The organism is Hydrogenophaga aquatica (genome assembly GCF_054780915.1).
On the sequence record NZ_BAAGVK010000001.1, the window covers coordinates 191,938 to 214,397 of the forward strand.

Consider the following 22,460-nt stretch of genomic DNA (forward strand, 5'->3'; position numbering starts at 1 on the left):
TCATTGCATGTCCTTGACCGCCCCCAAAGCCCGCTAGAGGACGCTCAGGCGGGCTTTGTCATTTTCAACGGCCCTCATCCACACAACATCATGGCACTCAAAGACCAGATCACCGAAGACATGAAAGCCGCCATGCGCGCCAAGGACGCCGAGCGCCTGGGCACCATCCGCCTGCTGCTGGCCGCCATCAAGCAAAAAGAGGTGGACGAGCGCGTGACGCTGGACGACGCGGGCGTGATCGCCGTCGTGGACAAGCTCATCAAGCAGCGCAAGGACTCCATCACCGCCTATGAAGGCGCGGGCCGCACCGACCTGGCCGACAAGGAAAAGGCCGAGGCAGCTGTGCTGCAAGCCTACCTGCCCGCACGCCTGAGCGCCGAAGAGGTGACCGCCGCCGTGCAGGCCCTGGTGGCCAGCGTCACCGCCGAACTGGGCCGCGCACCGGGCGCCGCCGACATGGGCAAGCTGATGGCCGCCGCCAAGGCCCAGCTGGCAGGCAAGGCCGACATGGCCCAGGTGTCTGCCGCCGTCAAAGCCGCTCTCGCTGGCTGAGCCGCTGGCGCTGCCGTGCATCCAGCCACTTCCGGCCGAGAGCCCGCCCCCCTGGCCATGGGCCAGACACCCGGCCGCACAGGCCCTGTCGGGGTGTTCGACTCCGGCGTGGGCGGCATGTCCGTGCTGCGGGAAATCCGCCGCGCCATGCCGGGCGAAACACTGCATTACGTTGCCGACTCCGGGCACGCTCCCTACGGCGAGAAAAGCACAGAGTACATCGAGTCGCGCGCCGTCCACATCATCGAGTTCCTGCGCACACTCGAAGCCAAAGCCATCGTCGTGGCTTGCAACACGGTCACCGGCCTGGTCATCCAGCGCCTGCGGGAACGCTTTCCCGACCTGCCCACGGTGGCCATCGAACCGGCCGTCAAGCCCGCCGCCCTGGCCACGCGCAGCGGCGTGGTGGGGGTGCTCGCCACCCGGCAGACGGTGGCCAGCCCAGGCCTGGCGCGCCTGGTGTCCACCTACAGCAACGGCAAGCGCATGCTGTTGCAGGCCTGCCCGGGCTGGGTGGAGCGAGTGGAGCGCGGCGAACTTGACAGTCCAGACACCGAGGCAGCCGTGGCCACCTACGTGCGCCCACTCGTGGAACAGGGCGCCGACACCCTCGTGCTGGGCTGCACCCACTACCCCTTCCTGGCCCCCGTCATCCAGCGCATGGCGGGGCCGAATGTCCAGGTGATCGACCCGGCAGCCGCAGTGGCACGCGAGCTGGCGCGACGTCTCGCGCAGATGGGGCTTGAGGCGCCCACCGGCCATCACGCCGCCCCCGAGCATTTCTGGACGAGCGGTGACGTGGGGCAAGCCGAACGGGTCATGACGCGGCTGTGGGGCCACCCCGTGCACCCGCGCCCCCTGCCGGGCTGAGCACACCCGCGCAAACACCAATGCCCCCTTTGGGCAGGTGTGCTAGTCTGCCCTGACTCGCTGGGAGAAACGCATGCGCCCCCCCTCAACGCAACAACAACGATCTGCGCGCTGGACGGCAACACTCACCGCACTGACATTGCTGTGGACCGCCTTTTGCGGCCCGGCGCTGGCCGCCGATCCCAAGCCGGTGCGCATCGGGGTGATCAAGATCGTTTCCCATGCGGCCCTGGACGCGGACGAAAAGGGGTTTGAAGCCGCGCTCGCCAGCGCCGGCTTCAAGGAGGGCGTGAACGTCGTCTACGACCGGCAGAACGCCAAGGGCGACCCGGCACGGGCACAGGCCATCGCGCAGAAATTCGTGAACGACAAGGTGGACCTGATACACAGCATAGCCACCCCTTCGACCCAGGCCGTGCTCCAGACCACCAACAGCATCCCGGTGGTGTTCTCGTCCGTCACCGACCCGGTCAGTGCGGGCATCGTCCCCAGGAACAGCGCGCCGGGCAAAAAGACCGGCACCAACGTCACCGGGGTGAGCGACCAGTGGCCCGTGCAGCTGCAGCTGGAGACCTACGCCCGCTTTGTGCCCAAGGCGCGCATCTGGGGCACGATCTTCAACCCGTCCGAAGCCAACTCGATGCAGCACATCCGGGCCCTGCGCGCCGCGGCGGCCCAGCTCAACCTCACACTGGTGGAAGCCACGGTATCCAGCAGCCAGGATGTCGAACGGGCAGCCCGCTCATTGATCGGCCGCGTGCACGCTGTCACCATCACGTCAGACAACACCACCGTGGCCAACATCGAAGCGCTGGCCAAGGTCTGCCGGGAACAGAAGATTCCCCTTTTCGCGGGTGACGTGGACAGCGTATCGCGCGGCGCCATTGCCGCCTACGGGCTGGACTACTACCTGGTCGGCTACTCGGCAGGCAAGAAGGCGGCCCTGATCCTCAAGGGCGTCAAGCCTGGCGACACCCCTTGGGGCCCGGTGGAAAAGTTCAGCCTGGTGGTGAACCCCGACGCCGCCTCGGCGCAGGGCATCATCATTCCCCCGGACATGTTCAAGCGTGCCGACCGAGTGATCCGCTGACCCAACGCGACACCCACTATCCATGCGCCTACAGGGAAGCCTTTACGCGGCGGTCGCCGTGCTGCTCATCTCCATCGGTATCGGCACCTACGTCGATCACCAGAACGACCGCATGCACCAGCGGCACCTGGAAATCAGCACCCGGCTGGAACGCATGGTGCGCCTGAGCCAGGAACTTACAGGCATGCTGGCCACGGCCGTGCTGGAAGGCAACACGCTGCGCACCGCCAGCTACGACACGGTGAAGACGGAGCTCGACCACACCTTTTCCACCGTCGACGAGCTGACGCGGGATTTCAACCTCTCGGGCGAGATGGCCGACCTGAGCGAAGAGCACGACAAGCTGCGGGTGGTGGAACAGCAGGCCATTGAGCTGATGCGCGTCGACCGCTGGCAGGACGCCCGTCGGCTGCTGGCCAACGACGAGTACCTGATGGCCCGCAAGATCTACGAGATCAACAGCGAGACCGTGGTGGGTGCGCTGAGTGGTGAGCTGGCGGCCATGGCCAGCCAGCATGCGCGGTGGCGGCAGGCCGCGCTGGCCTTGCGCCTGGGCGCCGTGGCGCTCTTGCTGTGGGTGGGTGGCAAGTTCTCAAGGCGGCTGCGCAAGGAGGTGCTGGAGCAACAGCGGCTGCGCCTGAGAATCAGCGCGGCCAATGAGGCGCTGGAAGAAAAAGTGCGCAAACGCACGCAGGAATTGCAGGCGGCCAACCGCCAGCTGGAGGTACTCAGCGCCACCGACAGCCTGACCGGCCTGGCCAACCGCAGGCACTTCGACACCATATGGCAGCAGGAATGGCAGCGCGCCACGCGCCAAGGCTTGCCGTTGGCGGTGATCATGCTCGACGTGGACCACTTCAAGGCCTTCAACGACGAGTACGGCCACCCTGCGGGCGACGACTGCCTCAGGCAGGTAGCCAAGGTGCTGGCAGGCACGGCACGGCGTGCCGGCGAACTTGCCGCCCGTTACGGCGGCGAGGAATTCGTGGTGGTGCTGCCCAACACCACAACCCAGGTAGCCAGGCAAACCGCCGACCTGATCCGCCGGGACGTGCAGGCACTGGCAATTGCACATGCCAAGTCAGCCACCTCTACTGTGGTGACGGTGAGTCTGGGTTTCAGCGCCCGCGTTCCGGCTCTGGAGGATGGGCTCTACAGCCTGCTGCAGGAGGCAGACGACGCGCTTTACCAGGCCAAGCGTCAAGGCCGGAACCTGGTCATGGAATGGGCGCCAGCAGAGGACACCCTCTCCCTCTGACGCCCGCAAGCAGACTCAGCTGCCCGCGACTTTCATGCGGTCGATGAGCACGGAACCCACCGTCTTGGCACCGTAGGCGTAGTCATCCGCTCCCACGGCAACGATGCCCCGGAACATGTCCTTGAGGTTGCTGGCGATGGTGATTTCCTGCACCGGGAAGGCGATGCGGCCGTTTTCCACCCAGAAGCCCGCCGCGCCGCGGGAGTAGTCGCCCGTCACGTAGTTAACACCCTGGCCCATCAGTTCGGTCACGAACAGGCCCGTGCCCAGCTTGCGCAGCATCCCGTCCAGGTCGTCGCTGTCCTGCGTGAGGCGGCTGGTCAGGAACAGGTTGTGCGAGCCACCCGCGTTGCCTGTGGTGCGCATGCCCAGCTTGCGGGCGGAATACGTGCTCAGGAAGTAGCCCTTCACGCAGCCGCCGCCCACCACCTGGCGCCCGACGGTCTTCACGCCTTCATCGTCGAAAGGTGCACTGCCCTTGCCGCCGGGAATCAGCGGGTCTTCCACGATGTCGATGTGGTTGGGAAACACCTGGCGGCCCAGGCTGTCCACCAGAAAGGTGGTCTTGCGGTAGAGCGCACCACCGCTGACCGCCTGCACAAACGCGCCCAGCAGGCCCGCGGCCAGCGGTGCCTCGAACAGCACCGGGCATTCGGTGGTGGGAATCTTGCGCGGGTTCAGGCGCGACAGGGCACGCTCGGCCGCGTAACGGCCCACCGCCTCAGGGCTGGCCAGTTCCGCCGGGGAGCGCATGGAGCTGTACCAGTAATCGCGCTGCATGTTGGCACCGCGCCCCGCAATGGGCGCCACCGAAAAGCTGTGCCGCGAACTCGCGTACCCGCCACGGAAGATGCCCGCGCGACCGCGCTCGCCGCCGCGCATGTGTTCGGTGAAGAAATGCGACTGCTGTGCGGACACGCCCGCACCTTCGCTGTTGGTGATCTTCTTGCTGGTGGCCAGCGCCGCTCCTTCGCAGCGCAGCGCAATCTGCACCGCCTCTTCGGCGCTGATGGCCCAGGGATGGAACAGGTCCAGGTCGGGGTAGTCGTTGGCAATGTCCTGCTCGTCGGGCAAGCCCGCCACCGGGTCTTCGGCGGTGAAGCGGGCAATGTCGTAAGCCGCCTGCACCGTCTGGCGAATGGCCTCAGCGGAATAGTCCGACGTGGACGCGTTGCCGCGCCGCTGCCCCAGGTACACCGTGATGCCCAGGGACTTGTCCCGGTTGCGCTCCACGTTTTCCAGCTCGCCCTTGCGCACCGAAACGCTCAGCCCAGAACCCTCGGAAACCTCGACGCCCGCGTCCGATGCGCCCAGCTTGCGGGCGTGCTTCAACGCCAGGTCGGCCAGTTCCTCGAACTGTTCGCGGCTGTACTGAAAGCCGCTGGCAGGTGCCGCCGCAGGAGCAGCAGGCTTGCGTGCGGGGGCTGTCGAAGCGGGGGACGGGGTTCGGGCGGGGGTCTTTTTCATGTCGGCGGCTATGATACTTGGCATGGCACGCAAACCCACCAAAGGCTATTTCGTCAAAGGCCATTTCGTTGCTGAAGGCAGCGAGCTGGACCTGGAACTCAAGCGCGAACTCAAGGGCGACGTCGAGCAAAGCAAGACCGACCTGAAGAAACGCAGCGACCACCTGCAATCCCTGGGCGAAGCCCTGCTGACCCTGCGCAAGGGGCTGATGGACCAGCTCGCCCTGCCCGACAGCCTGCTCGACGCCCTGGCCGAGGCCAAGCGCATCACCAACTTCGAGGGGCGCCGCCGCCAGATGCAGTACATCGGCAAGCTCATGCGCAAGCTCGACGACGGCACCGTCACCGCCATCGAGTCCGCGCTGGAGGTGCAGCACCAGGGCAGCGCCCAGGAAACGCAGCGCCTGCACGAGGCCGAGCAATGGCGCGACCGCCTTGTCAGCGACGAGGCCGCGCTCAACGAATGGCTCCAGCTCGACCCGGATGCCGACCTGCAGCACCTGCGCTCGCTCATTCGCCAGGCCCGCAAGGACGCCCAGGCCAAGGCAGGCGCCGAGCGCCCTGGCGAGGCACAGCGCCACGGCAAGGCCTACCGCGACATCTTCCAGATCGTGCGCACCCGCCTCAACAGCGCTGCTGACGACGCCCCCACCGACACCGAAGAATGACCATGAGCGACAGCTTTGACCCCGTCAAGATCGGCATCGTCTCCATCAGCGACCGCGCCAGCAGCGGCGTCTATGAAGACAAGGGCCTTCCTGCCCTGCAGGAATGGCTCACCCGGGCCCTGAAGAACCCCATCACCTTCGAACCCCGCCTCATCCCCGACGAGCAGGCCACCATCAGCGCCACGCTGATCGAGCTGGTGGACGCGGGCTGCGCTCTGGTGCTCACCACGGGCGGCACCGGTCCGGCACTGCGCGACGTGACGCCCGAAGCCACGCTGGCCGTGGCTCACAAGGAAATGCCTGGATTTGGCGAACAGATGCGCCAGATCAGCCTGAAGTTTGTGCCCACGGCCATCCTCTCGCGCCAGGTGGCGGTGATCCGCGACCGCAGCCTCATCATCAACCTGCCGGGCCAGCCCAAGTCGATTGCCGAGACGCTGGAAGGCCTCAAGGACGCCGATGGCAAGCCGGTGGTGCACGGCATCTTCGCGGCGGTGCCTTATTGCATCGACCTCATCGGCGGACCGTACATGGAGACCAACGACGACGTGTGCAAGGCCTTCCGGCCTAAATCGGCCGTCCGCCCTGCCCGCTGAAGGCTTTTTGAAGGAGGAGTGAAGATGGAAATCATGGAAACCGGCGCCAGCAAGGAATCCCGGAACACCGCCGTGCTGATCTGGATCGGCACCCTGTTCCTGGGTTTCATCCCGTCGCTGATCGTGTACCTGGTGAAAAAGGACGATCCGTACGTGCTGGACCAGACCAAGGAAGCCCTCAACTGGTCCATCACCGCAGCCATTGGCTACGTCGCGGGCATGATCCTCACGTTCGTGCTGATCGGCATTCTGGTGTTCGTGGCGCTGGGGCTGTGCCACCTGATCTTCTGCATCCTGGGCGCCGTTGCGGCCTCTTCAGGCAAGAACTACCGCGCGCCGTTCGCATTGCGCCTGATCAAATGACGCACGGGGGCAACGCCCCCTGTGCCGTCATTTGCCCACCAGGTCGTTGAGGCGCTTGGCCTCGAAGTGCTCGTCCTTGGCAGCGTCTGCGGGCACCGCACCGCGCGTGCCCGACAGCTTTTCAATGGCCTGCCACAGCAGCGCGATCTGGTGCTCGTGGCCAGCGGCGTTGTCGATCAGGCCACGCATGGCCTGCGACAGCGGGTCGTCGTTTTGCGTCACGCCGTAGGCCGAGAAGCCCATCTTCGAAGCGGCCTCCTCGCGTTTGGCATCGGCCTCTGCTTGGATGATGCGCGCCGGGTTGCCCACGGCCGTCGCGCCATCGGGCACGGGCTTGGTCACCACGGCGTTGCTGCCCACCTTGGCGCCATCGCCCACGGTGAAGCCGCCCAGCACCTTGGCGCCCGCCCCCACCACTACATTCTTGCCCAGTGTGGGGTGGCGCTTGGCGCCCTTGTAGAGCGATGTGCCCCCCAGGGTAACGCCGTGGTAGATGGTGCAGCCGTCACCAATCTCGGCCGTCTCGCCGATCACCACGCCCATGCCGTGGTCGATGAACACGCGGCTGCCGATCTTGGCACCCGGGTGAATTTCAATGCCCGTGAACCAGCGGTTCAGGTGCGAGATGAAGCGCCCCAGCCACTTGAAACCACCATGCCAGCAGGCATGTGCCCAGCGGTGCATCACCACGGCGTGAAAACCAGGGTAACAGGTCACGACCTCCCAGCGCGAGCGGGCCGCCGGGTCGCGTTCAAGGATGCAGTCGATGTCGGTCTTGATGCGTGAGAACATGACAGGTGCAGGGGGTATAGGCCCAACAGTCTAGCGCTTCGCCCGCGCGGCGGTTTGCAGCATGGCACGAGCCACCCCGCGCAGGATGTGGATTTCCTCTGCCGTGGGCTGTGCGCGGTTGAACAGCTGGTTGAGCCGGGGCATGAGTTTCTTGGGCGCGGCGGGGTCAAGGAAGTCCACAGCCACCAGTGCTTCCTGCCAGTGCGCCAGCATGCCCGCCACGGCCTGTGCGTCGGCAGGCGCGGCCTCTGGCGCACCACTGGGCGGCAGCGCAAACCCGCCCAGGGCTTGCCGCCATTCGTAGGCAATCAACTGCACGGCGGCCGCCAGGTTGAGCGATCCGTAGTCGGGCGCGGTAGGAATGCTCAGGCACACGTGGCAGCGGTAAACGTCCTCGTTGGTCATGCCAAAACGCTCGGTGCCAAACAGGAAGGCCACCCCCGCAGGCGGCTGTGCGCCCTGCGCCAGCAGCCCGCCCAGGTGCTCGCGTGGCGCGCGGGTGGGTGGCCCAAAGTCGCGCGGCGTCATGGCCGTGGCGCACAGGTGCGACACACCTTCCAACGCCTCGTCCAGCGTCTGCACCACGCGGGCGCGCGCCAGCACGTCGGTGGCGCCGCTGGAGCGCTGCAGGGTTTCTTCGCGTTGCAGCACGTCGGGCCAGCGCGGGCGCACCAGCACCAGATCGTCAAAACCCATCACCTTCATGGCACGCGCGGCGGCCCCCACATTGCCCGCGTGGCTGGTCTCTATCAGGATGAAGCGGGTCTGCACGGCATGGCCTTTCGTTTGCGCGGGGGCTGACGCCCGGGTAAAATCGCGTTATTGTCGCTGTCATCGCGCAGCACCACCCTCGTTCCTCACACAATTCATGTCCTCCCACCTGCACCCCATGCTCAACGTGGCCATCAAGGCCGCACGCGCCGCTGGCGCCATCATCAATCGCGCCGCGCTCGACGTCGAATCGGTCCGCATCTCTGCCAAGCAGACCAACGACTTCGTCACCGAAGTCGACCATGCCGCCGAAAAAGCCATCATCGAGACGCTGCTGGGTGCCTACCCTGACCACGGCATCTGGGCCGAGGAATCGGGTCGACGGGAGGGCAAGGCCCATGGCCGCAAGCACACCTGGATCATCGATCCGCTGGACGGCACCACCAACTTCATCCACGGCTTCCCGGTCTACTGCGTCAGCATTGCGCTGATGTACGAAGGCAAGGTGGAACAGGCCGTGGTTTACGACCCCACCCGCAACGACCTGTTCTGCGCCACCAAAGGGCGCGGTGCCTACCTGAACGACCGCCGCATCCGCGTGGCCAAGCGCACCATGCTGCGCGACTGCCTGCTGAGCACGGGCTTCCCCTTCCGCCCGGGCGACCAGTTCAAGACCTACATGAACCTGCTGACGGAAGTGATGCCGCGCGTGGCGGGCGTGCGCCGCCCTGGCGCTGCCGCGCTGGACCTGGCCTACGTGGCCGCTGGCTTTTCGGACGGCTTCTTTGAAACGGGCCTGCAACCCTGGGACATGGCCGCTGGCGCCCTGCTGGTGACCGAGGCAGGTGGCCTGATCGGCAACTTCACCGGCGAGGCCGACTTCCTGGAGCAGAAGGAATGCCTGGCCGCCAACCCGCGCATCTACGGCCAGCTGGTGAGCATGCTGGGCAAGTACAGCAAGTTTGCCAGCGCTGGCGACAAGGCCACCGTGCGCCATGCCTTGCAGGCAGAGGCAGAGGCAGAAGAAACGAGCACCGAAGCCAGCGACGAAGGCACCAGCGCCGAGTAATCCCCCCTCTTTGCGGGGTGGCGTCTGAATTGGGGTGGCTTGAACAGATGACTTGCCTTACCATCATTTGTATCAAGCAGTCTGGATGCCCATGACCACATTCACCCCAACCGTCCCGCCCTGCAAGGCCTGCCAGGACGCGAAGCCCCTGAGCTTCGAGTTCAGCATGGCCTTCCAGCCCATCGTGGACGTGACCACCCAGGAAGTATTTGCCTACGAGGCACTGGTGCGGGGCCATGCGGGCGGCAGCGCCAGCGAGGTGCTGGACCAGGTCAACGAGGACAACCGCTACCTGTTCGACCAGTCGTGCCGGGTCAAGGCGGTGGAACTGGCGGCCCGTCTGGGCCTGGGCCAGTACATCAGCATCAACTTCCTGCCCAACGCCGTCTACGAGGCAGCCACCTGCATACGCGCCACGCTCCAGGCAGCAAGGCAGTACGGTTTTCCCACCGAACGCTTGATCTTCGAGATCACGGAAAACGAAAAGGTGGTGGACAAGGACCACCTCAAGCGCATCATTCAGGAGTACCGGCGCCAAGGGTTCAAGACCGCCATCGACGACTTCGGCGCGGGCTACTCCGGCCTGAACCTGCTGGCCGAGTTCCAGCCGGACATCATCAAGCTGGACATGGCGCTGGTGCGCAACATCGACCAGGATCCGGTGCGGCAGGCCATCGTCCAGGGCATCCTCGGGGTGTGCAAGGCCCTGAACATCGACGTGATTGCCGAGGGGGTGGAATCCCCGGCCGAGTACGAATCCCTGCGGGCCATGGACGTGCGGTACTTCCAGGGCTACCTGTTCGCCCGGCCGGCCTTTGAGCGGCTGCCCGAGGTTTCCTGGCCCGGTTAAGCCGCCAGAGCCACCTGATTGCGGCCCTGCGCCTTGGCCTCGTAAAGGGCGCGGTCCACACGCCGCAGCAAGTCCGCCTCGCTTTCGCCCTCACGCCATTGGCCCACCCCGAAAGAGATGGTGATCGGTCCGGCGTCGGGGTCGGTGTTGGCCGCCACCGTAACGCGGATGCGTTCGGCCAGTTCCCGGGCCGCTTCCACCTTGGCACCGGGCAGCACGATCAGGAACTCCTCGCCTCCCCAGCGCGTCACGGCGTCGCTGGCACGCACCCGGTCTGCCAGCGTGCCTGCCACGCCCATCAGCACGCGGTCACCCACGGGGTGCCCGTGCGCGTCATTGATCTGCTTGAAGTGGTCCACGTCACCCAGGATGACCGAATAGGGTTCACCCGATTCGACGGCCGACGCTTGGCACAGCTTGAGCTCCACCTCACCGGCCCTGCGGTTGAGCAGGCCGGTGAGCTTGTCGCGGTTGGCCAGTTCACGCAGCGCCCGCTCACGCTGCACGATGCTGCTGATGTCCTTGGAGATGCTGACGTAGTGGCTGATGCGGCCGTGCTCGTCGCGCAGCGGGGCAATGCTTTGCTCGGCGTGGTAGTGCTCGCCGCTCTTGCGCCGGTTGGTGAAGGTCGCACGAAAATTCTCGCCTCGGGCCAGCGCCAACCGCAGACCTTCGTAAAAGCTGCGGTCGTGTGTGCCGGACTTGAGCAGCTCCGGCGTCCGCCCGAGGACCTCGTCTGCCGCGTAGCCGGTGAGCTGCTCGAACGCCCGGTTCACAAACACGATGCGGGCTTCAAGGTCGGTGATCAGGATGGGTGCGTGGGCCGCGTTCAGCGCCTTGGCCAGCAGGTCGCGCTCCTGCTCGGCCCGCACCCGCGGCGTGATGTTCTGCTGCACCGACACGTAGTGGCAGATGTTGCCCGCTCCATCGCGCATCGGCGAGATGTTCCACTCAACGTGGTAAGGCGTGCCATCCTTGCGGTAGTTCACCGCCACGCCCTGGAAGTAACGCCCTTCCTGCAAACATAGGCGCAGGCGTTGCAGCACGGCGGGATCGGTGTCTGGCCCCTGCAGGATGCGAGGGGACTGGCCCAGCAGTTCGGCCTCGGTGTAGCCCGTCATTTCGCAGAACGCCGGGTTGCAATACTCGATGCGCGGGCCGCCGTCGGCCAGGTTGGCATCGGTGATCAACACGGCGTTGAAGGACTGTGCTACTGCCGCTTCCAGCAGTGCCGCCATGGGAGACGGTGAAGGCATTGTGTGGTTCGCAAACAGTGGGGGGTGCCAGACCGGAACGTTGATTGTGCAGCGAAAATGGTTGCTGCTGCCAGCCAGTGGACTCTCGCCACTGGCCGGTCGATGACAATACGGGCTTGGCCCGCTGGCCGCGCACGAGCGCGGCACCGCCTTCACCCGACTCCATGAACCACACCGCACCGAGAGACCCTGCCGGGGGCAAGGAACATACCCCCATGATGGCGCAGTACCTGCGCCTCAAGGCCGACCACCCCAGCACCCTGCTGTTCTACCGCATGGGGGACTTCTACGAGCTGTTCTACGAAGACGCCGAGAAGGCCGCGCGGCTGCTCGACATCACGCTGACCAAGCGCGGCCAGTCCGCAGGCGAGCCGGTGGTGATGGCAGGCGTGCCCTTCCACTCGGTGGAAACCTATCTGGCACGGCTCATCAAACTGGGCGAATCGGTGGCCATTTGCGAGCAGATTGGCGACCCGGCCACCTCCAAGGGCCCGGTGGAACGCAAGGTGGTGCGTGTGGTCACCCCCGGCACGCTGACAGATGCCGAACTGCTGAACGACAAGAGCGAATCGCTGCTGCTGGCGGTGCACCAGGGCGCGCGCGCCACCTGCGGCCTGGCGTGGCTGAGCGTGACGCAGGGCGTGCTGCACCTGGCGCAGTGCCCCGCCGACGAGTTGCGTGCCTGGATTGTGCGCATCGGCCCCAGCGAGTTGCTGCACAGCGCCGAGGTGAGCCCCTCGTTTGAGCAGAACCTGCAGGAGCTGCAACGCCAATGGCCCGCGCTGGCCGCCAACGGCGGGCAAGCCCGCCTGAGCCTGGCCTTGCGCCCCGCCTGGGCCTTTGACGGCTCTTTAGGTGAACGCAAGCTGTGCGAGCAGCTGCAGGCTGCCAGCCTGGCCGGCTGGGGCGCGCAAGACTTGCCCGATGCACACGCTGCCGCATCTGCCCTGCTGGACTACGCCGAACACACCCAGGGCCGCGTGCTGGCCCACGTGCGCCAGTTGCAGGTGGCCCGCCCGCAGGCCTTCATCGACCTGCCCGCCACCACCCGCCGCAACCTGGAGCTGACGCAGACGCTGCGCGGTGAATCGTCGCCCACGCTGTTCTCGCTGCTGGATACCTGCCAGACCGGCATGGGCAGCCGCGAACTCAAGCGCTGGCTGCTGGACCCCCCGCGCGAACGCGATACCGCCCGCGCCCGCCTGCAGGCCATTGGCGCCTTGCGCGCGGGCTTGCACGGGCCATTGCGCCAGGCGCTGAAAGGTGCGGCAGACGTGGAACGCATCACCGCCCGCGTGGCGCTGCGCCAGGTGCGCCCGCGTGAACTGGTGGGGCTGGGCCAGACGCTCGAAAAAGCCGCCAGCCTGTCGCTGGGGCTGCAACAGGCGCTGCACAGCCTGGCCGCCAGCAATGCGGGCGGCGCCTCCCCCCTGCTCGCCCGGCTGGCCGAACAGTTGCAGCCGCCCGAGGGCTGTGCCGTGCTGCTGCACCGCGCCCTGCTGCCCGAACCCGCCGCGCTGGTGCGCGACGGCGGCGTCATCAACCACGGGTATGACACCGAACTGGACGAACTGCGCGCCATCCAAAACAACTGCGACGGCTTCCTGCTCGACCTGGAAACCCGCGAGCGCGAACGCACGGGCATTGCCAACCTGCGTGTGCAGTTCAACAAGGTGCACGGCTTCTACATCGAAGTCACGCAGGGCCAGCTGGGCAAAGTGCCTGACGACTACCGCCGCCGCCAGACGCTGAAGAACGCCGAACGCTTCATCACCCCCGAGCTGAAGGCTTTTGAGGACAAGGCCCTGAGCGCGCAGGAGCGCGCCCTGGCCCGCGAAAAGTGGCTGTACGAAGGCCTGCTGGACGAACTGCAGAACCACGTGCCCGCGCTGGGCGAACTGGCCCGCGCCATTGCCGCGCTGGACGCACTGTGCGCCCTCGCCGAACGTTCGCTCACGTTGAACTGGTGCGAGCCCGAATTCGCGCTGGAGCCCTGCATCGAAATCCGAGGCGGGCGCCACCCGGTGGTGGAAGCGCGCCTGAACGAAACCGGCGCAGGCCCCTTCATCCCCAACGACACTGTCATGGGCCCCAAGGCCCGCATGCAGGTCATCACCGGCCCCAACATGGGCGGCAAATCCACCTACATGCGCCAGGTGGCCGTGATTGCGCTGCTGGCCAGCATGGGCAGCTACGTGCCCGCCACACGCTGCCGCCTGGGCCCGCTGGACGCCATTCACACCCGCATTGGCGCGGCAGACGACCTGGCCAACGCCCAGTCCACCTTCATGCTGGAGATGACCGAGGCCGCGCAGATACTTCACGGCGCCACGCCGCACAGCCTGGTGCTGATGGACGAGATCGGGCGCGGCACCTCCACCTTCGACGGGCTGGCACTGGCTTCGGCCATTGCCACACACCTGCACGACAAGGTCAAGGCCTTCACGCTGTTCGCCACGCACTACTTCGAGCTGACGGAATTCCCCGCCAGCCACCACGCGGCCATCAACGTGCACGTGAGCGCGGTGGAAGCGCACGGGCGCGACATCGTCTTCCTGCACCAGATCGAGCCCGGCCCCGCCAGCCGCAGCTACGGCGTGCAGGTGGCCCGCCTGGCCGGCGTGCCCGGCGCCGTGGTGCAGCATGCCCGCCACGCGCTGGAAGCGCTGGAAACCCACAGTGCCCAGGCACAAGCCCAGGTGGATTTGTTTGCCCCGCCGCCCGCAGCGGCTGCGCCCGAACCCAGCCGCGTGGAACAGGCCCTGGCCCAGATCGACCCCGACGCCCTCAGCCCGCGCGAGGCGCTGGAACAACTCTATTCCCTCAAAAAACTGCAGCAACAGCCATGACCTACTGCGTCGCCGTCAAACTCAACGCCGGTCTCGTCTTCCTTTCCGACTCGCGCACCAACGCCGGGCTGGACCAGATCAGCACCTTCCGCAAGATGATCGTGTACGAGAAGCCGGGCGACCGCTTCATGTGCCTGCTGTCGGCGGGCAATCTGAGCATCTCGCAGTCGGTGCGCGAGATTCTGCAGGTTGAACAGCTCAAGAGCGAACACGGGGACGAGCCCATCACCATCTGGAACGCCAAGAGCATGTTCGATGCCGTGCGCGTGCTCGGCGCCGCCGTGCGCCATGTGCACGAGCGCGACGGTGAGGCACTCAAGCGCAACGGCGTGGACTTCAACGTCAGCATGATCTTCGGCGGGCAGATCGGGGGCGAAGGCATGCGCCTGTTCCAGGTCTATTCCCCCGGCAACTTCATTGAAGCCACGCCCGAAACGCCCTTCTTCCAGATCGGTGAAAGCAAGTACGGCAAACCCGTGCTGGACCGCGTCATCACCCCCAACACCCCGCTGGACGAAGCCGCCAAGTGCCTGCTGGTGTCCATGGATTCCACGCTCAAGTCCAACCTGTCGGTGGGCCTGCCGCTGGACCTGGCCGTGTACGAGGCGGGCCGTCTCGCAAGCGACAAGATCGTTTGCATCGACGAGCAAAATCCTTACTTCCGCATGCTGCGCGGCACCTGGGGCCAAAAGCTGCGCGAGGTGTTCGACGGCATTGAAGACCCCGCCTGGGATGGCGGCGCCACCGCCACCCCGCTGCTGACCCCCAGTGTGCGCAGCCAGCCGCTGAAGAAGATCACCAACGCCAAGGAGAAACTGGTCTGATGAAACCGCCGCGCGCCACCGTTGAAGCCCACCCGCTGGTTGTGTTTTCGCACGGCAACAGCTTCCCCGGGGCCACCTACGGCGTGCTGTTTCGCAGCCTGCGCGCGCGGGGTTATCAGGTCAAGGCGGTGGACAAGTTCGGGCACGACCCGCGCTTTCCTGTGACCAGCAACTGGCCGCACCTGGTGGAGCAACTGGCCGAGTTCGCCGCCGAGGCCGCCGCTGGCCACGAAGGGCCGCTGTACCTGGTGGGCCACTCGATGGGCGGCTTCTTGAGCCTGATGTGCGCCGCCACCCACCCCTTGCTGGCGGGCGTGCCGGTGAAAGGCGTGGTGATGCTGGATTCACCCGTGCTGGGCGGCTGGCGCGCACGCACGCTGCAACTCGTCAAGCAAACCCAGTTGATCGGTGCCCTGTCACCCGGGCAGGTGAGCCGCAAGCGCCGCAACACCTGGCCCGACGAACAAGCCGCCTGGGAGCACTTTGCCCACAAGAAGGCCTTTGCCCGTTGGGACCCGCAGGTGCTGCGCGATTACATACAGCACGGCACGCGCGACGAAGCCACGCCCAGCGGCACGCGCCGCGTGCTGTGCTTTGACCGCGACGTGGAAACGCGCATCTACAACACCCTGCCCCACAACCTGGACCGCCTGCTGCGCCGCCACCCACTGCAATGCCCGGTGGCCTTCGTGGGCGGCACGCGTTCGGCCGAGATGAAGCAGGTGGGCATGGCCATGACGCACAAGCTGGTGGGCAAAGCCCCCGGCGACCGCCTGCAGATGGTGGAAGGCAGCCACCTGTTCCCCATGGAAAAACCGCTGGACACGGCCGCCGCCGTGGACCGTGCGCTGCGCAGCTTCGGCTGAGTGCTGGCCGCGCGGCCAGCCCAGGCTATTCAGACCATTCAGGCCGCCCAGTTCACCCAGCCCATGGCCGCGGTGACCAGAATCAACACCCCGAACACGATGCGGTACCAGGCAAAGGGCACAAACGTGTGGCTGGCCACGTAGCGCAGCAGCCATTTGACGCAAACCCAGGCCGAGACGAACGACACCACCAGGCCGACCAGGAACAGCGGCACGTCCTCCATGCCCAGCAGGCTGCGGTGCTTGTAAAGGTCGTATGCCGCCGCACCGAACAGCATGGGAATGGCCAGGAAAAAGCTGAACTCGGTAGCGCTGCGCCGTGAGAACCCCAAGGCCATGGCCCCGATGATGGTGGCCCCAGAACGGCTCACGCCGGGAATCAGCGCCAGGCACTGGATCAGGCCCACGCCCAGCGCGTCGTACCACCGCACCACGTCCACGTCGTCTATGCGGTGCGCAGGCTGGCGTGCCTGCCGCGCCTCCACCCAGAGCATGACGAACCCGCCAACGATGAAGCCCAGAGCCACCACCAGCGGGTTGAACAGCACACCTTTGATGACGTCGATGAACAGCACGCCCGCCAGTGCTGCGGGAAAGAAGCCGATCAGCACGTTGGCGGTGAAGCGCTGCGCCTGCGCCTCACGGGGCAGACCGATCAACGTGGACAGCAACCGCTGCAGATAGATGGAAACGATGGCAAGAATGGCGCCGGTCTGGATCACCACCTCGAAGACCTTGATCTTCTCGCCCGGCATGTCGAGCAGGGCGGCCGCCAGAATGAGGTGGCCCGTGGAGGAAACGGGGATGAATTCGGTCAGACCTTCGACCACGCCCATCAGGGCGGCTTTGATCAGGAGTACGGCGTCCATGCTCGGGGGGTTGTCGGCAAAGCCAAGAGTGTAGGGCTTTGCCGACGCGGCCCGGCATCAACGCGCGCGGCCGCCGAAGTGCCGGTCAGCGGTATCTGCCGTCGCGGCGGTCCCAGCGGTCGTTGCGGTCGTCCCAGTGCCGGTCATCCCAGCGGTAGCCGTGGCCATGCTTGTGTTTGTGCTTGCGGTGCCCAGGCGGCACCCAGCCAATTACCTGGGGCGCAGGGGCCACCACCACCGTAGCCGGCGGGCCGTAAATGACGCGAGGCACCGGGCGCACCACGACGGGCGGCGACACCACCACCGGGTAGCTGGGGTAAGCCACCACCACCGGCGGCGCGTTGCTTATGCCCACGCTGACGCCAGGTTGGTGCACACCCACCGACCAGTACACGTCTGCCGCATGCGCGAACCCGCCACCGGCCAGTGCCATGCCCAGTGCCCCGGCCGCGACCAGATGCCGTGCCCACGTGCCACGGGTGGAACGCAGGTAGGAATTGGGGTTCAAGTTGCTCATGAGAATCTCCTGTGTTGTACGGCACAGGGGTGCCGACACCTGCATTACATGGCAGATCGGGCTTCACATGCGCACACGGCCTGTGAAGTTCGTATCCAGGTGTTAACGACCCCCTAAAATGCCCAGGATGAGCTCCACCCCCCACACCAACGCGCCCAGCGAAGGCGCCGAACACAAGCCCAGCAACTTCCTGCGCCAGATCATTGAACACGACCTGGCCCAGGGCACCTACGCCACGCGCAAATGGGGCGGCAGCCCCGGCGACGCCGCCCACCACGAGGCAGGCGTGCCCGACCCGGCCAAGATCCGCACCCGCTTTCCGCCCGAGCCCAACGGCTACCTGCACGTGGGCCACGCCAAGAGCATCTGCCTGAACTTTGGCCTGGCGCGCGACTACGGCGGCGTGTGCCACATGCGCTTTGATGACACCAACCCCGAGAAGGAAGACACGGAATACGTGAACTCCATCCTCGACGCGGTGCAGTGGCTCGGGTTCAAGTGGGAAGCCAACGGCCAGAACCACCTGTACCAGGCCAGCGACTACTTCGACTTCATGTACCGCGCGGCGGAATGCCTGATTGAAGCGGGCCACGCCTATGTGGACGAGCAGACGGCCGAAGAAATGCGCACGAACCGGGGCGACTTTGGCAAACCCGGTGTGAACAGCCCGTTCCGCAGCCGCACGCCTGCCGAGAACCTCGCGCGCTTTCGCGAAATGCGCGACGGCAAACTGGCCGACGGCGCTGCCGTGCTGCGCGCCAAGATCGACATGGCCAGCCCCAACATCAACCTGCGCGACCCGGCCATTTACCGCATACGCCGCGCCACGCACCACAACACGGGCGACAAATGGTGCATCTACCCGATGTACACCTTTGCCCACCCCATTGAAGACGCGCTGGAGCAAATTACCCACAGCATTTGCACGCTGGAGTTTGAAGACCAGCGCCCCTTCTACGACTGGCTGCTGGAGCGCCTGACCGAAGGTGGCCTGCTGAAGGCCCCGCCCCCGCGCCAGTACGAATTTGCCCGCCTGAACCTGACTTACGTGATAACCAGCAAGCGCAAGCTGGCGCAACTGGTGAACGAAGGCAAGGTGAGCGGCTGGGACGACCCGCGCATGCCAACCATTGTGGGCCTGCGCCGCCGTGGCTACACGCCCGAAGCCATTCAACTGTTTGCCGAACGCATAGGCGTGACCAAGAGCGACAGCTGGATTGACTACAGCACGCTGGAAGGCTGCCTGCGCGAAGACCTGGAAAACAAGGCCCACCGTGGCATGGCCGTGCTGGACCCGGTGAAGCTGGTGCTGACCAACTGGACCGAAGCCTTTGGCAGCGACGCCTACACCGAGGAATGCACGCAGCCCGCCCTGCCCCACTCGGCCTTGGCCGAAGGGCAGACCCCGCCGCCCGAGCGCCGCTTCAAGATTGGCAAAGAGGTGTGGATTGAGCGCGAGGACTTTGAAGAAGTACCGGCCAAGGGCTACAAGCGCCTGTTCCCGGGCAACGTGGTGCGCCTGAAGGGCGGCTACGTGATCGAATGCACCGGCTGCGCCCGCGACGCCAACGGCCAAGTGACCGAGGTGCACGCCAAGGTAATACCCGGCACCAAGAGCGGCACCCCCGGCGCCGACAGCGTGAAGGCCAAGGCCGCCATTACGTGGGTGGGCGTGAACGACGGCGTACAAGCCGAAGTGCGCCTGTACGACCGCCTGTTTACCGAAGCCCAGCCCGACGCGGGGGGCAAGAACTTCCTGGACGCACTGAACCCCGACAGCCTGAAGGTGGTGACGGCCTACGTGGAACCGTCACTGGCCGCTGCGCAGCCGGACCAGAAGTTCCAGTTCGAACGGCACGGGTACTTTGTGGCCGACCGGGTGGAGCATGGGGTGGGTGGGAAGGTCGTGTTCAACCGGGTGACGGGGTTGAAGGATAGCTGGGGGAAGTGATTTCCTGAAAACAGCAAAGGAACCAGCAGACCATTAAGTTTTCTGGTTTCTTAGTTGGAAATCTGACGCCCCAAAAAGAAGATTGGCTCGCGATCAAAAAAATTAATTCGCACACAAACGCTCATCTCAACAACACACAGGGAGAGACCATGACGAGAACACATCTTAAAAAGATAACAATCGAAAAATTTCGTGCACTAAACAACGTCGAGGTTGATTTCGGGGAATACATTACTGTCATTTGCGGAAAGAACGGAACATCCAAGTCTTCCATCCTCGGAATTGCAGCGCAAATATTTAGCTTTGACAAAGACTACAATACAGGGGCAAGTCTACGCAACTTTAAGCAAATCAGCAGCAAAGGCTTCAAATCCCAATACAAAGAACACATCAGAATATCTGAAAAATTTGATGTACCCGGTTCTTTGTCGGCCAGCATTCTTCTTCACGAAGGCTACACAGATCAGGTTGCCACAGCCAATCTGGAGTTGATGACACGGACAGACGACGAAACCAAAAGAATATTACCGCGTCCTGTCATCAGAAAAAATAGCACAGCCATCGGGAACACAAGCAGAAACTTCACTCACCCAGTGATTTTCTTAAGCCTGAAGCGCTTATACCCAATTGCAGACCGCGACTACAAGGCGATTGATTTCGAGTATTTAAAATCTCACGAACAGGAATTCATTGCACTCACCAATGAACTATTGAATCGAAATTCAACACAAGCCACTGGCACTCACGGGACAATCACATCTGCCGTCGCCCATGGCGAAAATTACAACCACGAGTCGGTTTCGGCTGGCGAAGACAATGCAGGCCAAATCATCATGGCACTGCTATCATTCAAAAAACTCAAGACAGAATATGCAGACTATAAGGGTGGGTTACTACTAATTGACGAGGCTGATGCCGGGCTGTTTCCAACAGCACAAATTAATCTACTGAAGATCTTTGAACGCGAATGTAGAAAACTCGATTTGCAAGTGGTTATGACGTCTCACTCCCCTGTCATGATCGAATATGCACACGAGCAAAGTCAGCATCAACACAGCAAAAAATTCAAAACCGTCTACCTGAGCAATACATATGGATCAGTTCAGGTGATGCAGGACTGGTCTTGGGCGAAGATCAGTGCCGATATACACACAAAAACAATCAGCGCCGGCCCCAAAATTACGCTTCCGAGTATAAACATTTACTTTGAAGACAAAGAGGCGGAAGACTTCTTCTCAGCATTAATACACAGGCAGCCAATTAAAAAGTTCTTGAATCAGATGTCAGGGATCAAGATGGGCTGCGCAAACTACGTATACCTACTTGACAGAAAGATTCCAGAATTTTTCACCAATAGCATTGTTTGCTTGGATGCCGATGCCAAATCACTCATCAAAGGAAAACACTTTAAAACAGTAGCCCTGCTCCCAGGCGATTTACCACCGGACCAACTGATCTTCGAACATCTCTACAACTTGCCACCCGAAGATCCATTCTGGAACAACAATCTTCAGTTTTCTCGCGACGTCTTCACCAACTCAGCCGGACGCGAGGCAATTCGAGAACTAAACATAAACGGCAACAAAGTCAATTTAAAAGAACGCCTAGCAGCTTACGGCGGCAACAAAGTAAAGCGGGATATTTTCAAAACGTTCTACAACTCGATAGACTTTCAACCTCTAGTTGCTTCAAGCGTTAAACCGCACAATGCATGGCGACACTGGGTGGAAAACAATCCCGAGGCAACCAACGCCTTCTTGGAGAACTTCAAGGCGGGACTATTCAGCGTCATGAAAGAAGGCTACGCCGTTGACGACACCAAACTAGCCGCACTGGAAATCAAGCTTAAGAAGGTGGCCAATGTTCTCAAATAGACTCTACAGTCCATTACGCTACCCTGGCGGCAAAGCCCCTTTTGCCCCGTTCATTGCCAAGATAATGCAGGTCAATGACGTAGCGGGCGGGCATTACCTAGAACCCTATGCGGGAGGAGCGGGAGTCGCACTTGATTTACTGTTTCAAGGGCATGCAAGCCATATTCATATCAACGACGCAGACCCAGCGGTGTATGCGTTTTGGGCATCTGTAACGCAGCATTCTGAGGAACTGCTTGAACTGCTTTCCTCGACTCCGATCACCATCGAGGAATGGTTCAAGTGGCGCTCGATAATTCGCGATGACTGTCAATCCAGCCTGGTGGAAAAAGGCTTTGCCACGTTATTCATGAACAGGACCAACCGCTCTGGAATTTTAAAAGCTGGCGTCATTGGCGGAAAAAACCAAGACGGCATTTATAAACTGGATGCCCGTTTTAAGAAGGATGTAATTGCCGCGCGAATTAAGGAGATTGCTCGACGATCAAAAGACATCACCGTGTACAGCGAAGATTCTTTAGCTCTCCTAAAACGATGCAAAGAGTTTCTACCAATGCGCTCCCTGATTTACCTTGACCCTCCTTACTACGTAAAAGGCAAAGGACTGTACCGCAACTATTACGAGCATGATGATCACGTTGCGATAGCGGAAACTATCAGGGCAAAGAATTTCAAACGGCACTGGGTCGTTTCCTACGACAATGCTGATGAAATTCGCGCTATGTATCAACTCGTCAACGCCAAAACATATGGACTCAACTACACAGCCCAACGTCGCTATGTGGGTAATGAAGTTATGTTTTTCAGTCAAGACCTAATTATTTCAGACAACGACATCCCTCAGACAAAACAAGTCGCCTGACAACTATTAAACAGAAAAACCCAACGTTCGCCAAAAAACGCTCGGATCTGGCATTACCTTTTGCCTATAGCCGGGCAGCGAACCTCCCGGCCCCACTCGCCCCAATCACCAACCGCTGCGTCGCCCGCGTAGCCCCCACATAGAACAGCCGCGCCTCCTCGCGCTCGTCCTCGCCCGGCGTGGGCATGTGCCCCACGCCCACCAGCGCCACCACGGGGAATTCCAGCCCCTTGCTAAGGAAGGTCTGCACAACCACCGCTGACGCGGCCGTTGTCGGTTGATTTTTCAGATGACGACATTGCTGGGC

At 63.4% G+C, this 22,460-nt stretch carries 22 protein-coding genes; 15 read left to right on the forward strand and 7 right to left on the reverse strand.

Annotated elements, in window-relative coordinates; translation table 11 throughout:
* The first annotated feature begins 90 nt into the window (after window positions 1-90).
* The 4 genes from ACYVHH_RS00920 (at window position 91) to ACYVHH_RS00935 (ending at window position 3,770) form a co-directional block, all read left to right on the forward strand.
* Entirely contained in the window at window positions 91-552 is a 462-nt protein-coding gene (locus ACYVHH_RS00920) for a GatB/YqeY domain-containing protein (RefSeq protein ID WP_460563111.1), read from the forward strand.
* Between the two features lie 15 nt (window positions 553-567).
* Window positions 568-1,422 carry a glutamate racemase gene (murI, locus tag ACYVHH_RS00925; protein WP_460563112.1) on the forward strand — a complete coding sequence of 285 codons (855 nt, stop codon included), beginning with the start codon at window positions 568-570 and terminating at the stop codon, window positions 1,420-1,422.
* Between the two features lie 73 nt (window positions 1,423-1,495).
* Complete coding sequence (locus ACYVHH_RS00930) at window positions 1,496-2,512, forward strand: ABC transporter substrate-binding protein (RefSeq protein ID WP_460563113.1); 1,017 nt, start codon at window positions 1,496-1,498, stop codon at window positions 2,510-2,512.
* A 22-nt stretch (window positions 2,513-2,534) separates the two neighbouring features.
* On the forward strand, window positions 2,535-3,770 hold the full coding sequence (locus ACYVHH_RS00935) for a GGDEF domain-containing protein (protein WP_460563114.1): 1,236 nt from the start codon (window positions 2,535-2,537) through the stop codon (window positions 3,768-3,770).
* Between the two features lie 15 nt (window positions 3,771-3,785).
* Here ACYVHH_RS00935 and pmbA read toward each other — a convergent pair whose 3' ends face one another.
* Window positions 3,786-5,237 carry a metalloprotease PmbA gene (gene pmbA / locus ACYVHH_RS00940; protein ID WP_460563115.1) on the reverse strand — a complete coding sequence of 484 codons (1,452 nt, stop codon included), beginning with the start codon at window positions 5,235-5,237 and terminating at the stop codon, window positions 3,786-3,788.
* A gap of 22 nt (window positions 5,238-5,259) precedes the next feature.
* On the opposite strand from pmbA, the gene yjgA reads away from it, so the two are divergent.
* Genes yjgA through ACYVHH_RS00955 form a run of 3 tightly spaced genes read left to right on the forward strand, consistent with a single transcriptional unit; the run spans window position 5,260 to window position 6,863 of the window.
* Window positions 5,260-5,904: a ribosome biogenesis factor YjgA gene (yjgA, locus tag ACYVHH_RS00945; protein ID WP_460563116.1), complete on the forward strand. Its 645-nt coding sequence runs from the start codon at window positions 5,260-5,262 to the stop codon at window positions 5,902-5,904.
* A 2-nt stretch (window positions 5,905-5,906) separates the two neighbouring features.
* On the forward strand, window positions 5,907-6,500 hold the full coding sequence (mog, locus tag ACYVHH_RS00950; protein WP_460563117.1) for a molybdopterin adenylyltransferase: 594 nt from the start codon (window positions 5,907-5,909) through the stop codon (window positions 6,498-6,500).
* A 24-nt stretch (window positions 6,501-6,524) separates the two neighbouring features.
* On the forward strand, window positions 6,525-6,863 hold the full coding sequence (locus ACYVHH_RS00955; RefSeq protein WP_460563118.1) for a DUF4870 domain-containing protein: 339 nt from the start codon (window positions 6,525-6,527) through the stop codon (window positions 6,861-6,863).
* Window positions 6,864-6,890: 27 nt separating this feature from the next.
* Here the strand turns inward: ACYVHH_RS00955 and cysE are convergent, their stop codons facing one another.
* Complete coding sequence (cysE, locus tag ACYVHH_RS00960) at window positions 6,891-7,655, reverse strand: serine O-acetyltransferase (protein ID WP_460563119.1); 765 nt, start codon at window positions 7,653-7,655, stop codon at window positions 6,891-6,893.
* Between the two features lie 30 nt (window positions 7,656-7,685).
* Entirely contained in the window at window positions 7,686-8,426 is a 741-nt protein-coding gene (locus ACYVHH_RS00965) for an RNA methyltransferase (RefSeq protein ID WP_460563120.1), read from the reverse strand.
* 97 nt (window positions 8,427-8,523) lie between these two features.
* Here ACYVHH_RS00965 and ACYVHH_RS00970 point away from each other — a divergent pair, with 97 nt between their 5' ends.
* Together ACYVHH_RS00970 and ACYVHH_RS00975 are read left to right on the forward strand one after the other, a co-directional pair.
* Complete coding sequence (locus tag ACYVHH_RS00970; protein WP_460563121.1) at window positions 8,524-9,435, forward strand: inositol monophosphatase family protein; 912 nt, start codon at window positions 8,524-8,526, stop codon at window positions 9,433-9,435.
* Window positions 9,436-9,526: 91 nt separating this feature from the next.
* Window positions 9,527-10,285: an EAL domain-containing protein gene (locus ACYVHH_RS00975; RefSeq protein ID WP_460563122.1), complete on the forward strand. Its 759-nt coding sequence runs from the start codon at window positions 9,527-9,529 to the stop codon at window positions 10,283-10,285.
* Here ACYVHH_RS00975 and ACYVHH_RS00980 read toward each other — a convergent pair.
* The gene (locus tag ACYVHH_RS00980) at window positions 10,282-11,541 is read right to left on the reverse strand and encodes a sensor domain-containing diguanylate cyclase (protein WP_460563123.1); all 1,260 of its coding nucleotides are present in this window, start codon (window positions 11,539-11,541) and stop codon (window positions 10,282-10,284) included. The genes ACYVHH_RS00975 and ACYVHH_RS00980 overlap by 4 nt on opposite strands.
* 164 nt (window positions 11,542-11,705) lie before the next feature.
* On the opposite strand from ACYVHH_RS00980, the gene mutS reads away from it, so the two are divergent.
* From mutS to ACYVHH_RS00995, 3 genes are read left to right on the forward strand one after another with little or no spacing between them, the layout of a single operon-like run.
* Window positions 11,706-14,390: a DNA mismatch repair protein MutS gene (gene mutS / locus ACYVHH_RS00985; protein WP_460563124.1), complete on the forward strand. Its 2,685-nt coding sequence runs from the start codon at window positions 11,706-11,708 to the stop codon at window positions 14,388-14,390.
* The gene (locus ACYVHH_RS00990; protein ID WP_460563125.1) at window positions 14,387-15,214 is read left to right on the forward strand and encodes a peptidase; all 828 of its coding nucleotides are present in this window, start codon (window positions 14,387-14,389) and stop codon (window positions 15,212-15,214) included. The genes mutS and ACYVHH_RS00990 overlap by 4 nt, the downstream gene beginning before the upstream one ends.
* Window positions 15,214-16,080: an alpha/beta fold hydrolase gene (locus ACYVHH_RS00995; protein ID WP_460563126.1), complete on the forward strand. Its 867-nt coding sequence runs from the start codon at window positions 15,214-15,216 to the stop codon at window positions 16,078-16,080. The genes ACYVHH_RS00990 and ACYVHH_RS00995 overlap by 1 nt, the downstream gene beginning before the upstream one ends.
* A gap of 38 nt (window positions 16,081-16,118) precedes the next feature.
* On the opposite strand, the gene ACYVHH_RS01000 is transcribed toward ACYVHH_RS00995, so the two are convergent.
* Together ACYVHH_RS01000 and ACYVHH_RS01005 are read right to left on the reverse strand one after the other, a co-directional pair.
* A complete protein-coding gene (locus ACYVHH_RS01000; protein ID WP_460563127.1) occupies window positions 16,119-16,949 on the reverse strand; it encodes an undecaprenyl-diphosphate phosphatase in 831 nt (276 codons plus the stop codon).
* An 85-nt stretch (window positions 16,950-17,034) separates the two neighbouring features.
* The gene (locus tag ACYVHH_RS01005; protein WP_460563128.1) at window positions 17,035-17,466 is read right to left on the reverse strand and encodes a hypothetical protein; all 432 of its coding nucleotides are present in this window, start codon (window positions 17,464-17,466) and stop codon (window positions 17,035-17,037) included.
* A gap of 127 nt (window positions 17,467-17,593) precedes the next feature.
* Between ACYVHH_RS01005 and ACYVHH_RS01010 the strand changes: the two genes are divergently transcribed.
* The 3 genes from ACYVHH_RS01010 (at window position 17,594) to ACYVHH_RS01020 (ending at window position 22,153) form a co-directional block, all read left to right on the forward strand.
* Window positions 17,594-19,417, forward strand: a complete 1,824-nt coding sequence (locus tag ACYVHH_RS01010; protein ID WP_460563129.1) for a glutamine--tRNA ligase/YqeY domain fusion protein — start codon at window positions 17,594-17,596, stop codon at window positions 19,415-19,417.
* Window positions 19,418-19,566: 149 nt separating this feature from the next.
* Entirely contained in the window at window positions 19,567-21,291 is a 1,725-nt protein-coding gene (locus ACYVHH_RS01015) for an AAA family ATPase (protein WP_460563130.1), read from the forward strand.
* Window positions 21,278-22,153 carry a DNA adenine methylase gene (locus ACYVHH_RS01020; protein ID WP_460563131.1) on the forward strand — a complete coding sequence of 292 codons (876 nt, stop codon included), beginning with the start codon at window positions 21,278-21,280 and terminating at the stop codon, window positions 22,151-22,153. The genes ACYVHH_RS01015 and ACYVHH_RS01020 overlap by 14 nt, the downstream gene beginning before the upstream one ends.
* 64 nt (window positions 22,154-22,217) lie before the next feature.
* Here ACYVHH_RS01020 and ACYVHH_RS01025 read toward each other — a convergent pair.
* A partial coding sequence (locus ACYVHH_RS01025; protein ID WP_460563132.1) for a 3'-5' exonuclease occupies window positions 22,218-22,460 on the reverse strand: 243 nt, incomplete at its 5' end.